The organism is Pseudomonas sp. KU43P (assembly GCF_033095865.1).
Classification (GTDB): domain Bacteria; phylum Pseudomonadota; class Gammaproteobacteria; order Pseudomonadales; family Pseudomonadaceae; genus Aquipseudomonas.
In genome coordinates, this window is sequence record NZ_AP019365.1 from 3641616 (window position 1) to 3653516 (window position 11901).

General features: G+C 64.0%; 15 protein-coding genes. 8 read left to right on the top strand and 7 right to left on the bottom strand.

Annotation, left to right across the window (positions count from 1 at the left end; all coding sequences use genetic code 11):
- Window positions 1–31 precede the first annotated feature (31 nt).
- Genes KU43P_RS16545 through KU43P_RS16580 form a run of 8 tightly spaced genes read left to right on the top strand, consistent with a single transcriptional unit; the run spans window position 32 to window position 6087 of the window.
- Complete coding sequence (locus KU43P_RS16545; RefSeq protein ID WP_317658445.1) at window positions 32–1225, top strand: PepSY-associated TM helix domain-containing protein; 1194 nt, start codon at window positions 32–34, stop codon at window positions 1223–1225.
- The gene (locus KU43P_RS16550) at window positions 1222–1761 is read left to right on the top strand and encodes a thiamine pyrophosphate-binding protein (protein WP_317658446.1); all 540 of its coding nucleotides are present in this window, start codon (window positions 1222–1224) and stop codon (window positions 1759–1761) included. Before KU43P_RS16545 ends, KU43P_RS16550 begins: the two co-directional genes overlap by 4 nt.
- Window positions 1758–2078: a hypothetical protein gene (locus KU43P_RS16555; RefSeq protein WP_317658447.1), complete on the top strand. Its 321-nt coding sequence runs from the start codon at window positions 1758–1760 to the stop codon at window positions 2076–2078. Before KU43P_RS16550 ends, KU43P_RS16555 begins: the two co-directional genes overlap by 4 nt.
- An 11-nt stretch (window positions 2079–2089) precedes the next feature.
- Window positions 2090–2659 (top strand): DUF6162 family protein, encoded by a 570-nt coding sequence (locus KU43P_RS16560; RefSeq protein ID WP_317663848.1) that lies wholly within the window; start codon window positions 2090–2092, stop codon window positions 2657–2659.
- A 17-nt stretch (window positions 2660–2676) separates the two neighbouring features.
- Window positions 2677–3579 carry a metal ABC transporter substrate-binding protein gene (locus tag KU43P_RS16565; protein ID WP_317658448.1) on the top strand — a complete coding sequence of 301 codons (903 nt, stop codon included), beginning with the start codon at window positions 2677–2679 and terminating at the stop codon, window positions 3577–3579.
- Window positions 3576–4322 (top strand): metal ABC transporter ATP-binding protein, encoded by a 747-nt coding sequence (locus KU43P_RS16570; protein WP_317658449.1) that lies wholly within the window; start codon window positions 3576–3578, stop codon window positions 4320–4322. The genes KU43P_RS16565 and KU43P_RS16570 overlap by 4 nt, the downstream gene beginning before the upstream one ends.
- The gene (locus KU43P_RS16575; protein ID WP_317658451.1) at window positions 4322–5221 is read left to right on the top strand and encodes a metal ABC transporter permease; all 900 of its coding nucleotides are present in this window, start codon (window positions 4322–4324) and stop codon (window positions 5219–5221) included. The genes KU43P_RS16570 and KU43P_RS16575 overlap by 1 nt, the downstream gene beginning before the upstream one ends.
- Entirely contained in the window at window positions 5218–6087 is an 870-nt protein-coding gene (locus KU43P_RS16580; protein WP_317658452.1) for a metal ABC transporter solute-binding protein, Zn/Mn family, read from the top strand. The genes KU43P_RS16575 and KU43P_RS16580 overlap by 4 nt, the downstream gene beginning before the upstream one ends.
- Before the next feature lie 120 nt (window positions 6088–6207).
- Here the strand turns inward: KU43P_RS16580 and KU43P_RS16585 are convergent, their stop codons facing one another.
- The 7 genes from KU43P_RS16585 to KU43P_RS16615 form a co-directional block, all read right to left on the bottom strand.
- Entirely contained in the window at window positions 6208–7260 is a 1053-nt protein-coding gene (locus tag KU43P_RS16585) for a DUF1615 domain-containing protein (RefSeq protein WP_317658453.1), read from the bottom strand.
- Window positions 7261–7286: 26 nt separating this feature from the next.
- Window positions 7287–7838 carry a hydrolase gene (locus KU43P_RS16590; protein ID WP_317658454.1) on the bottom strand — a complete coding sequence of 184 codons (552 nt, stop codon included), beginning with the start codon at window positions 7836–7838 and terminating at the stop codon, window positions 7287–7289.
- Between the two features lie 53 nt (window positions 7839–7891).
- The gene (locus tag KU43P_RS16595; protein ID WP_317658456.1) at window positions 7892–9184 is read right to left on the bottom strand and encodes an endonuclease/exonuclease/phosphatase family protein; all 1293 of its coding nucleotides are present in this window, start codon (window positions 9182–9184) and stop codon (window positions 7892–7894) included.
- A 71-nt stretch (window positions 9185–9255) separates the two neighbouring features.
- Window positions 9256–10185, bottom strand: coding sequence for a hypothetical protein (locus KU43P_RS16600; protein WP_317658457.1), 930 nt, complete (start codon window positions 10183–10185; stop codon window positions 9256–9258).
- A gap of 76 nt (window positions 10186–10261) precedes the next feature.
- Entirely contained in the window at window positions 10262–10999 is a 738-nt protein-coding gene (locus KU43P_RS16605) for a thioesterase II family protein (RefSeq protein ID WP_317658458.1), read from the bottom strand.
- Complete coding sequence (locus KU43P_RS16610; RefSeq protein ID WP_003256222.1) at window positions 10996–11217, bottom strand: MbtH family protein; 222 nt, start codon at window positions 11215–11217, stop codon at window positions 10996–10998. The genes KU43P_RS16605 and KU43P_RS16610 overlap by 4 nt, the downstream gene beginning before the upstream one ends.
- A 161-nt stretch (window positions 11218–11378) precedes the next feature.
- A complete protein-coding gene (locus KU43P_RS16615) occupies window positions 11379–11780 on the bottom strand; it encodes a hypothetical protein (protein WP_317658459.1) in 402 nt (133 codons plus the stop codon).
- Window positions 11781–11901 lie beyond the last annotated feature (121 nt).

The following is an 11901-nucleotide window of genomic DNA, read 5'->3' on the forward strand; positions in this document are numbered from 1 at the left end:
GTGCTCGACCCCATTTTCCAGAAGACGACTGATGGCCAAATCTCCGAAAAAATCCAAGTCCAGGCTATGGTTCCTGGTGCACAGCTGGCTCGCCCTGCCGATCTGGTTCTTCGTCCTGATCGTCTGCTTCACCGGCATGCTCGCGGTGGTCAGCCAGGAAATCGTCTGGCTGGCCAACCCCGATGTGCGGGCCAGCAAGCCTGACGACAACGCCGAGCGCCTGAGCTTCCAGCAAGTGCTCGACGCCCTGCACAAGGCCGAACCGGACATGGTGGTGCGCACGTTGCGCCAGCCCGACGGTTCGCATTTCGCCATCAATGCCGGTGTTACCTACCCGGACGGCAGCAGCCCCACGCTCTATGTGAACCCCTACAACGGTGCGATCCAGGGCAAGGTCCCGGACTTCAACTTCGAAGCGTTCACCCGCGCCTTGCACGGTTGGTGGCTGGTGCCGTTCACCAATGGCTTCAGCTGGGGTTGGTATCTGGTGTCGTTGCTCGGCCTGCCGATGCTGGCGTCGTTGGTGACCGGCCTGGTGGTGTACAAGAAGTTTTGGAAGGGCTTCTTCAAACCGGTACGCACCCACCATGGCTCACGCATCTTCTGGGGCGACCTGCACCGCCTGGCCGGGGTGTGGTCGATCTGGTTCATCGCGGTGATTTCCATCACCGGCACCTGGTTCCTGATCCAGGCCATCCTGTTCGACAACCAGATTTCCATCTCCAGCGAGCCGGTGGTACCGGTCATCGCCCGCGAGGACGTCCCGCAAACCGCGGACGGCAGCCCGGCACCGCGCATCGACGTTGATGAAGCCGCGCGCCTGGCCGGCCTGGCGGTGCCGGGGCTGGACATCAACGCCGTCATGCTGCCGGCCACTGCCTACAGCCATATCACCCTGAGCGGGCCCGGCTGGTATCCGCTGATGTTCCAAAGCGCCAACGTCAACCCCTATACCCGCAAGGTCGACAGCCAGTTCGTGATCAGCGACCGCTCTGCTCTGGAGTTCGTCACCGAGTCCATGCGCCCGCTGCACACCGGCGACTTCGGTGGCCTGCCGGTCAAGCTGATCTGGTTCTTCTTCGGCCTGGTGCTGACCTTGATGGTGTTCAGCGGCTTGCTGATCTGGACCAAACGCACCGCCCAGGCCACCGCCGCCGCCCTCAAGCGCAGCGAGCGCGCACCGCGCCAGGCCCGCAACGAAACTACCGTGGAGATCCACCCATGAGCCAGGCCCAGACCCTGCCCGCCAGCTCGGTGAAACAGTGGTGGCTGAAATGGCGCTTTCACCTCAACATCCTGCTGATCCTCATCCCTCTGGGCTTCATGCCCAAATATTTCGCCGACGCCAAGCTGTTTCGCGGTGACGCCGGCCTGGGCGTGAACGTGATCAGCGACATCCAAGTCGGCCCCTACCGCCTCGACCTCGCCGAACTGCGTAACGAAGCCCCCCGCGCCGACGGCCCGGCAGGCCACTTCAAGGCCTTCAACGCCGCCCTGTGCAAGGCCTGCGTCAACGATGTGAAGGCCGTCTACCTGCGCATCGGCAAGCCGCGCAGCCTGCGCGCCGCCGGCACCATCTTCTTCGGCGCCCCGTACCGCATGGGCACCAACCTGCCGATACCGCCGCGCACCCGGGCCGATGCCGAGGTGTGGATCACCGTTGAAGGCTGGGACGGCAGCCTGCACCAGGCGTCGGTGCCGCTGGCCAAGGCATCGCCCGCCACCGTGGCCTGGCTTGAACAACAAGGAGGCAAGAAATGAAGTACCTGATGCGCACCCTCGCCCTGTCACTGCTGGCCCTGGCCGCAGGCCCGGCCCTGGCCCACAACCCGATGTGCGAGTGCGAAGAAGTCGCGGGCGGCCAGGTCAAGTGCACCGGTGGCTTTTCCGATGGCAGCGGCGCGCCTGGGGTGACCCTGGACGTGATCGGCTACGACGAGCAAGTGCTGGTCGGCGGCAAACTAGGCCAGGACTCGACCCTGACCTTCAAGCGCCCCGACGGTGAGTTCTACGTGCTGTTCGATGCCGGCCCTGGGCACGTGGTGGAAGTCGACTACGCCGACATCGCGCAACCATGAGCAATCCAACCTTGAGCCGTACCCAGGTGGTACGCCCCGCCGGTGCCGGGCACGAAACCCTCTATGTGCTGCTGGCCAGCCTGCTGATCCTCGCCGTTGCCGCCACGGTGGTCTTGCTGCGGGGTGAACGCGAAGACCAGCAGTCCATCGCCAGCCACCAGATCGACGCCCGCCGCGACCTGACGCCCGCCGAACAGGGCATCTACACCGACCTGCGGGTGGCGTTCGACGAAATCCAGCTGGTGCGTGAAGAAACGGCCGCCGTGCCCGATGTGCAGATGCTGGCCGAGGAAGGCCTGCCGCCCTTCGTGGTGGATGCCGGCAGCCAGAGCCGCGGTGGCCATGAATGGTCATGGTTGCCGATCGGCGCCTACCTGGGCCGTAGCCAGGCGCCGCAGGTGGCCGGCAGCTTCCTGCTGATCCTCCCCAGCGAGAGCAGCGGCGAGGCGGATGTCTGGCTGCGTCGCGACAGCGCCGCGGTGGCCCCGGACGACCTCGGCCAAACCGCACTGATCGCCGCGGGCTGGCAACAGGTGGTCAGCCATTACGACGCCGGGGTCACCCGCGAACACCGTCACTGAACCCAAGGATTCCCACCATGCTCCGCTCCGCCCTCGCCCTGCTGCTGGCCTGCGCCTTCCCCGTGCTGGCCCTGGCCGACACCGGCAAACCGCTGCGAATCGGCATCACCCTGCACCCTTACTACAGCTACGTGAGCAACATCGTCGGCGACAAGGCCGAGGTGGTGCCGCTGATTCCCGCAGGCTTCAACCCCCATGCCTACGAACCCCGCGCCGAAGACATCAAGCGCATCGGCACCCTGGACGTGGTGGTGCTCAACGGCGTCGGCCATGACGACTTCGCCGACCGCATGATCGCCGCCAGCGAAAAACCTGGCATCGCCACCATCGAAGCCAACCAGAACGTGCCGCTGCTGGCGGCCACCGGCATCGCCGCCCGGGGTGCGGGCAAGGTGGTCAACCCGCACACGTTCTTGTCGATCAGCACCACCATCGCCCAGGTCAACAACATCGCCCGCGAGCTGGGCAAGCTCGACCCGGCCAACGCCAAGTTCTATACGCAAAACGCCCGCGCCTACGCCAAGCGCCTGCGCACCCTGCGCGCCGAGGCTCTGGCCAAGGTCACCGAAGCCCCCGATGCCACCTTCCGCGTGGCCACCATCCACGCCGCCTATGACTACCTGGTACGCGACTTCGGCCTGGAGGTGACCGCCGTGGTGGAGCCGGCCCACGGCATCGAGCCGAGCCCGGCGCAACTGAAGAAAACCATCGACCAGCTCAAGGCACTGGACGTCAAGGTGATCTTCTCGGAGATGGACTTCCCGTCGGCCTATGTCGAAACCATCCAGCGCGAATCCGGCGTGCGCTTGTACCCGCTGACGCACATTTCCTACGGCGAATACACCAAGGACAAGTACGAAGTGGAGATGAAGCGCAACCTCGACACGGTCGTGCGCGCCATCCAGGAGAACCGCGCATGACTGCCGCCGCCCACCTCGCCACGGCCGGCGGCCCGCGCATCGCATTTGCCGACATCGGCCTGACCCTGGGCCGCACGCGTATCCTCGATCAGGTGAGCTTTAGCGTCGCGCCGGGCAGCGTGCACGCCATCGTCGGGCCCAATGGCGGCGGCAAGAGTTCGCTGATCAAGACCCTGCTCGGGCAGATGCCCCATCAGGGCCAACTGACCCTGCACTGGCCCGCTGAACACCAGGTCGTCGGCTACGTGCCCCAGGCACTGGAATTCGACCGGGGCCTGCCGATGACCGTGGACGACTTCATGGCCGCCATGTGCCAACGGCGCCCGGCCTTCCTTGGCCTGTCACGCCGCGTGAAGCCGGCGATCGACGCGGCATTGGCGCGGGTAGGCATGCTCGACAAGCGCAAGCGGCGCATGGGCGCCCTGTCCGGCGGCGAGCGCCAGCGTGTGCTGCTGGCCCAGGGGTTGATTCCCGAGCCGCAACTGCTGGTGCTCGATGAGCCCATGTCGGCGCTCGACGAGGCCGGCATCCAGGTGTTCGAACAACTGCTGCACGGCTGGCGCCAGGCCGGCACCACCGTGCTGTGGATCGAGCATGACCTGGAGGCCGTGCTGCGCCTGGCCGACCGGGTTACCGGGCTGAACCGCCAGGTGCTGTTCGACGCCCCGCCCGCCCAGGCCCTCACCCCCGAGCGCCTGCTCGGCCTGTTCTCCGTCAACCCGCGCAGCGAGAGCCTCGCCTGATGAGTTATGAAGCATTCCGCCAACTGGTCCAGGCATGGGCCGGCGCTGGCTACCTGCCGGGGGCGCTGGCCTACGGTTTCGTGATCAACGCACTGCTCGCCGGGCTGATGATCGGCCCGGTGCTGGGCGGCCTCGGCACCCTGGTGGTGGTCAAACGCTTTGCCTTCTTCTCCGAAGCCGTGGGCCATGCCGCGCTCACCGGCGTTGCCATCGGCATCCTACTCGGCGAACCCTACACCGGCCCCTACGGCAGCCTGTTCGGCTACTGCCTGCTGTTCGGCATCCTGCTCAACTTCCTGCGCAACCGCACCGGGCTGTCGCCGGACACGCTGATCGGCGTGTTCCTTTCGGTGTCGCTGGCGCTGGGTGCCAGCCTGCTGCTGATGCTGGCCGGCAAGATCAACGTGCATATCCTGGAGAACGTACTGTTCGGCTCGGTGCTGACCGTCAGCGGCCAGGATCTGGTGGTGCTGGGCATCGTCGCGGTGCTGGTGCTGGCGCTGGCCTTGCCGCTGTACAACCGCATCATGCTGGCCAGCTTCAACCCGCAACTGGCGGCGGTACGTGGCGTGGCGGTGAAAACCCTGGATTATCTGTTCGTGGTGCTGGTGACATTGGTCACCGTGGCCTCGGTGAAAGTGATCGGCGCCATCCTGGTGGGGGCCCTGCTGGTGATTCCGGCGGCAGCCGCGCGCCTGGTCAGCCAGTCGCTCAAGGGGTTTTTCTTCATCTCGGTACTGATCGCCACCCTGAGCACATTGCTGGGCATCCTGCTGCCTATCATGTTCGACCTGCCGGTGCCGTCCGGCGCCGCAATCATCCTGGTGGCGGGCATCTGCTTCGCCCTCGCCGCCCTGGCCCGCGCCCTCGTTCCCCGCCTGCAAGGAAACCCGGCATGAACCTGAAACGACTGACCCTGGCCCTGGCCTTGGCCGGCCTGCCCTCGTTGGCCGCTGCCACGCAAGTGCTGACCACCCTACCTGTCACCCACAGCCTGGCCACGGCCTTGCTCGCCGGCACGTCGATAGCGCTCACCCGCGCCGCCCCGGCCAACCTGCCGGCCAGCCGCCAGCCTGCGTATTTCAGCAGCCGTGGTGGCGCCAGCCTGGCCAAGGCCGCGCAGCAGGCCGACGCGGTGATCGGCGTGCGTTCGATCTGGCGCGATGACCCGCTGTACCCGATGGCCAGGCGCAGCAACATCCGCATCGTCGAAATCGACGCCGCGCGCCCGGTGGACGGTGCGTTGCCGGGCATCGCGGTGACCGGCGACGATGCCTACAGTGCGTACCCCTGGTTGAACCCGACCAACTTGGGGCGCATGGCCGATGTGCTGGCCAATGATCTGGAGCGCCTGGCGCCGGCCGAAAAGGTCAAAATTCAGGGCAACCTGGCGGGGCTCAAGCGTCAGTTGCTGGCGCTGACGGCCGACAGCCAGACGCAGCTGGCACAGGTCGACAACCTGTCTGTGGTGAGCTTGTCCGAGCGTCTGGGATATCTGGCCAGCGGGCTGAACCTGGATGTGGTGGAACAGCCGTTGCCGGCCGATGGCAAGTGGGATGAGGCCGCGCTCAAGGCGTTGGGCGACAACCTGAAGGAGCAGGATGTTGCGCTGGTGCTGGACCATCGGCAGCCGGAGGCGGCGGTGGCCGAGGTGATCAAGGCCAGCGGGGCGAAGCTGCTGGTGGTGGAGAGTGATCCGGAGGATGCCGTGACCGGGCTCAAGGCCAGTGTCGATCAAGTGGTTGGAGCATTGAGCGAGGGTTGATGCTGGCTACACTGGCCCAATCGCCAACAAGCCGGTTCCCACAAGCACACCGCCGCTTTCAAGGATTGCGCAGTACCTGTGGGAGTCGGCTTGCCGGCGATTGGGCCGCTACAGACATACCTAGCGCTTCATGCACCGCTGATAACGCTCATCCACCCGCCCGGCAAACCAGGCGGTAGTGAGCTTGCGAGTAATCTTCGGGCTCTTCAGCTCGATCCCCGGCAACACCGCCCGCGGCACCGCCTTGCCCGCCGCCGCATCGGCCAGGGCGAACACCCCGCTGTACAGCTTGCTGTCCTCGAACGCCAGGCGGTCACCCAGTTCCAGCTGGTTGCGGATCTGCGTATTGCGCAGCCCCAGCTTCACCCCCAGCTTGCGCGCCGCCTGCTCGGTGCTGCCGGGCATGATCGAGCCCGGCGCGATCAGGTCGCCATCGAGCGCCAGCTTGATCCCCGTCACCTTGCTCAACGCCGCCTGAAACGCGGCGTTGCGGCTGGCGTACCAGCCAGCGTTGAAATCGGCGAAACGGTAGAGCTGACGCTCATAGGAGGCGGGATAACCCAACAAGTGAGCGATGCCGAAGTACATGCCACCTCGGCGAGTGAACACTTCCTGGCGAATCGTGCCTTCATAGGTGTAGGGATAGTCGTTGGCATGTTGCTCGGCGAACTCGACGCTGACTTGCATCGGCCCACCCGTATGCACCGGGTTGAGCCCACCGAGCAGGATCTTGCCCAGCGGCAAGCGGGCGGTGACTTCGTCATACAGCGCGCTCAGCTGTTTCTCGCTGCGTACCGCGAGCAAGCGCTGCTGGTAGGTCTGGCCGTTGCCTGAAGTAGTGTTCAGCGCGCCGTCGACCAACAGCCGCGGCACATGCATCCCAGCGGCGCGGCGGTCGATTTCCGCGCGGGCGATGCGGCCCAGGTTGGGCACCTGCGGGTCGGCGTTGAAGGTCGACTCCTGCTCCGTGACCGCCAGCACCGCGCACAGGTTGCTTTTGCTCGGTGCGATGCGCTGGGCCTCGAACGCCTGCTGGATATCCCTGGCCCAGCCTTCGCGGTCCTTGGACTGGGCCGGCAGCAGTCGCAACAGCTGGGCATGCACTTTCGCAGGGTCGGCTTCCACTTCTTCTTCGCGCCGCCCTACGCACCCTTGCAGCAGCGCCAGGGCCATCAGGCCAGCGGTGAGGAGACGAGCGTTCAGGGCTGCTCACCGACCATGTAGGTCTTGCTGATGTGGCGGAACTGGGGATGGCTGGCATTGCCCAGCAGTTCGAACAGGACCATTTCACGGGTCACCAACTGCGCGCCCGCCTGGGCCATGCGCGCCAGTCCTGCGGCCTTGTTGGCCGGGGTACGGCTGTCGCAAGCGTCCTCGACCACGAACACCTGCTTGCCCAGGCCCAGCAGGCCGAGCACGGTTTGCAGTACACACACATGGGTTTCCATGCCGCAGACGATCACCTGTTCGCGCGCCAGCAGGCTGTCGGGCAGGCACTGGGCCGCCACGCAGGAAAAATGGGTTTTCTCCACCACCTCGGCGCTCGGTACGACCGCGAGCAGTTCAGGCAGCGTGTGCCCCAGGCCTTTGGGGTACTGCTCGGAAATCACCGTCGGCAATTCCAGGTCGGCGCAAGCCGCCAGCAACCAGCGTGCGCGTGCACGGGTACCTTCGGGGTCGCTCATGGCGCCGATGAGTTTTTCCTGAATGTCGACGGCCAGCAGCGTGGCCTTTTGGTGATCGATCAACATGCTCTACCCTGCCTGAAAAGCCTAAGGCTCTCGCAGGCAGGGCACGCCGTCAATCAGTCAGAGAGCATGAAGTTGAATGACACCATGCGATGGTCCGAGTCCATCAGATCCAGCACTTGTCCCGGCTCAGGCGGCTGCGCCAGGTCAGAGGTGAGCGAATAGTTGAGCATGTACACCGGTCGATTGCTCGGGTGGGTTGGGCCCTGGGCCAACACTAGCTGGGCAATACCCTGTGGCGTAATCCAGTTCCTGCTGTCGGGATGGTCAGGTGTTGGCTCACGAGGGTCACGGTTGAAGTCGCCCAGCAAGATGAACGGTGTAGCCGTGTGCCAGACCAATTCACGCAGCACTCTCGGGCTGTTCGGGCCTCCGCCTGAAATGGCATGAAAACTGTAAACGGTCATATCGGTACGCAGCCCTGGCAAGCGAATGCGCAGCCCCAGCACCGGCCTTGGCGACAGCAGCCCCGAGGGTGACTGGGCACCGTCGGCGACTACCGTCACGCCCGTCACGCTCACATCGCTGTTCACCATCATCGCCACGCGCACGCGTTGCCTGCCGACCTCCACGTAATACAGCATGTAGTTCTCCGGGCGACCGGACGTCCCGACCTCCCAGCGCCAGCGATTGACTTCATGAGCACCACCAAACTGGTCACTCACGCTGAGCTGTGCCTCATGCCGGGCAGAGGTTGGCGGCTCGCCCGCTTCCTGCAGCGCGATCACATGGTGCTGGCGAATTCGATGTAGCAAATGAACGCGGAACTTGTCGGTCTGCGTTGCCGAGGTACCTTGCATGTTGAAGGTTGCCGCCCGTAATTGAACAGGCGGGTTTCTTCCGCGCTGCCAGCCGATTATCGCTTGTACACCGGTGCCTGGGTCGTGCAGCCGTGCCCGGTGGTAACGGGTAATGCTTCCCCGCAGTTCGATGCTCGCACGCCAAGGCCCCCAGGCAGCGGTGACTGCAATTCGCAACAGGCGCAATGCATCGCTGGGATCAAGCCTCTGCGGCCCATGGTCGCTGCGCAGCCCGGACATGATCAATGCGTGATGGATGTTGTACACCCGCAGCAACACCGCCAGGCTCTGCTCACGACTTGCCGACTGAAGGCCGGCAATGATGCCCGGCTCGTTGTACAGACGCTGCAACAGTGTCGTCAGGCCATGTGCTGCATCTGCCTGTTCACCCCAGTTGCTGCTGCGCATGAACTCGCTGGAGATGTGATAGCTGACATAGGCCGCCGAATGAGGCGCATCGGTTGGGGCTGTGGTCAGCAGTTGAAACAACTCACGAAAAAGGCGCTCAAGTTCGGCATTGAATTCGGTGTCGCTGAGCGAGCGCAGCAAAAGCCCGGCGCCCCATCGAATGCGAAAATTGACTGGCATGACCCACTCCTGCTTTCAAAGGCCTGATCGACTCAGACCGATGGGAAGATGAGGTTCAGTTCGCCATCCACCACTGCCGCGGCGGGGACGCCTTTGACCACCATGCCAATGCTCCGGTCGACCCGACCCAACACATTGCCGTCATAACGATAGAGGTCTAGCGTGCCCTCGACGTCTCCGTCGTGCAGATCGCCCATGCTTTGCTCGGTTGGCGCGGTCACCGACAAGGTTGGATCAGCGGATTCCAAGTTGGCGTATGCCAGCGTCAGCAGGCCATCATGCACAAACACGGCAGGCATGCAGTGGTAGGGTTTGTCGAGCAGTAGTTGCCCACGGCTCCAGCCGCTGTCACCGTCGAACCTGATCAACGACAAGCCCTGTGCACTCTGGTAGAAAACATGCAGGAGCCGCTGGTAGGTACAAACGACTGGGTCCCAGAGCGAGCGTGCCAGTCGGTTCTGCCCCTCCGGATGGACATGCCCCTGACGGAGCCAGTCAATTCCTGTCGTCGAGTTGCCCCACCGTATCCCGCCGTTCCCAGGTTCTCGCCAGAATAGATACAATTTGCCATTGAGCTCGGCTACGGATGGGGAGCCAAAGACAGTCATGCTCATGTCCAAATGAATCCGAATGTCCTCGCCAGATTGCCAGTGCAGTACTTTCGACCCGTTGGTACTGGTGATCGGGTTTATGGCTTCGGCACTGGTGAATACATGAATGCGTCCGTTGTAGCCATAGACTGCTGGCAAACCCGAAAGGCTCGGGAACTTCAGATCGACAGGGACGCTCCAGTTTCCCGTCGCGAGCCTTGAGGTCATCATCACCTCATTGCCGTCACCCAAGTAGAAGCAATACAGCACGTTACCCATGGCCAATAGTCGACAGCCTTTTGGGGAACAAACAGGCAGGGGCAAGGAAGCATTCAACAAGCCAAGGTGGGAAACAGCGCGATGCAGCGTCATGAAGGTACCTCGCCATGATCAAGTGAGGTGCCATTAAGTCGGTGTGGCGCGCACGCGTATGTCGCTGCAATCCTGGTCAGATGACAGAAACCCGAGGTGCTGCTTGAAGGGCGGATTGCAAGCGCAAGGTCAATGTCTCAAGGATTGCGTCTTCCTGTTCATGAATGAAGAAATGGCCACCGGGGAACATTTCCAACGAGAAATGGCCGCAGCTTTCCTGCCTCCAGGCCAACAGTTGCGCCTCACTGGCGCGGTCAGCATCTGCGCCCATCACATACAGCGGGCAGGACAACGCGGGCCGCTTACGATAGGCATAACGGCCACAGAGCAGGAAGTCGGCGCGCAGGATGGGCAGGGTCAGGCTCATCAGTTCGTCGTTGGCCAGCACTTCTTCCGGCGTGCCATTGAGCGCGCGCAGCTCGCTTTTCAGCGCCTCATCGCTCTTCGGCTCGCGCCAGTCTTTGCCGTCATAGCCCTCACGCCGGGTTGGCGCCGCCGTGCCGCAGGCGAACAGCGCCACCGGTGGCGGACAACCCAACGCGCGCAGCTCGTGGGCCAGCTCGAAAGCCAGCAGCGCGCCCAGGCTGTGGCCGAGCAGCGCATAGGGCGCGGCCGTGGCCAGGCGTTGTTCGGCGGCCAGTTGCCGGGCCAGGGCCTGCAGGTCGGTGTGCAACGGCTCGGCCATGCGCGCACCGCGCCCGGGCAGCTCGACCGGGCGCACCTGCAGCCAGGCCGGTAGCTTGCGCCGCCAGCGGCTGTAGACCATCGCGCTGGCACCGGAATACGGCAGGCACAGCAGGTTGAGGGGGGTCACTGGGCGGCGGCTTCGGCCATTTTCTGGCGCAGGCTCAAGGGGCGCATGTCGGTCCAGACTTCATCGATGTAGGCCAGGCAGTCCTTCTTCAGACCGCTCTTGCCCACGGCGCGCCAGCCGTTAGGGATCGCCTTGTAGTCGGGCCAGATGGAATATTGCTCTTCGTGGTTGACCACTACCTGAAACTGGATATCGTCGCGGTCGAAAACGGAAGTCATTGCCTGTCTCCTTGAGTGAGGGATGCCGGTACACGCTTGTCGTGGGAAGGCTCTCAGGTAGACGTAGGAAGATTCGGAAAAATTAGGGGCTCAATTTGAGTCTTGCGGTGGGGTTGAGATCGAGCGCCACCCAAAAAAGCCCGCCGAACCCCCGCCAGCCCTCACGCATCCCGCAGCAAGTCATGCGCATCCAGCAACCGAAACGCGACCTCAGGATTGCGCTCCAACCCTCGCCGAATCGCCGCCGGAATCGATTGACGGGTCTTGCGGCACAACCCAGGCTGAGCATCAAGCTCGATGACAATCCCGCGCATGGTCCGTACTTCGTTGAACCCCGGTTGTATGCGCACGCGAATGCCAAGGTTCTCGAACATCCGCACCTGCAGGCGCTGCAGGTCTTCCAGATCCTTCAAATTCTCAAGGCGTTCGACCAGGCGTTTTTCTTCCTGCCGGGTAAGCAGCAGGATGCGTTGGGCCGCTGGCGGGCTCTCGGCCAGGTTTTCTCGGCCGCAGTCGCAGGCGCCAGGGGGGCACGGTTGGCGTAGAGGTGAAGGTGTGCTCATGGGGCAAGCATAGCCTGAACTGGCCCTATCGCCGGCTCCCACAGGTACAGCACCGGATTCAAGAACGGTGGGTTACCTGTGGGAGCTGGCTTGCCAGCGATAGGGCCCCGAGATCAATGCA

Coding starts and splice junctions, on each gene's coding strand:
- KU43P_RS16545 (WP_317658445.1), top strand. CDS start 32: ATGGCCAAATCTCCGAAAAAATCCAAGTCCAGGCTATGGTTCCTGGTG.
- KU43P_RS16550 (WP_317658446.1), top strand. CDS start 1,222: ATGAGCCAGGCCCAGACCCTGCCCGCCAGCTCGGTGAAACAGTGGTGG.
- KU43P_RS16555 (WP_317658447.1), top strand. CDS start 1,758: ATGAAGTACCTGATGCGCACCCTCGCCCTGTCACTGCTGGCCCTGGCC.
- KU43P_RS16565 (WP_317658448.1), top strand. CDS start 2,677: ATGCTCCGCTCCGCCCTCGCCCTGCTGCTGGCCTGCGCCTTCCCCGTG.
- KU43P_RS16570 (WP_317658449.1), top strand. CDS start 3,576: ATGACTGCCGCCGCCCACCTCGCCACGGCCGGCGGCCCGCGCATCGCA.
- KU43P_RS16575 (WP_317658451.1), top strand. CDS start 4,322: ATGAGTTATGAAGCATTCCGCCAACTGGTCCAGGCATGGGCCGGCGCT.
- KU43P_RS16580 (WP_317658452.1), top strand. CDS start 5,218: ATGAACCTGAAACGACTGACCCTGGCCCTGGCCTTGGCCGGCCTGCCC.
- KU43P_RS16585 (WP_317658453.1), bottom strand. CDS start 7,260: ATGGCCCTGGCGCTGCTGCAAGGGTGCGTAGGGCGGCGCGAAGAAGAA.
- KU43P_RS16590 (WP_317658454.1), bottom strand. CDS start 7,838: ATGTTGATCGATCACCAAAAGGCCACGCTGCTGGCCGTCGACATTCAG.
- KU43P_RS16600 (WP_317658457.1), bottom strand. CDS start 10,185: ATGACGCTGCATCGCGCTGTTTCCCACCTTGGCTTGTTGAATGCTTCC.
- KU43P_RS16610 (WP_003256222.1), bottom strand. CDS start 11,217: ATGACTTCCGTTTTCGACCGCGACGATATCCAGTTTCAGGTAGTGGTC.
- KU43P_RS16615 (WP_317658459.1), bottom strand. CDS start 11,780: ATGAGCACACCTTCACCTCTACGCCAACCGTGCCCCCCTGGCGCCTGC.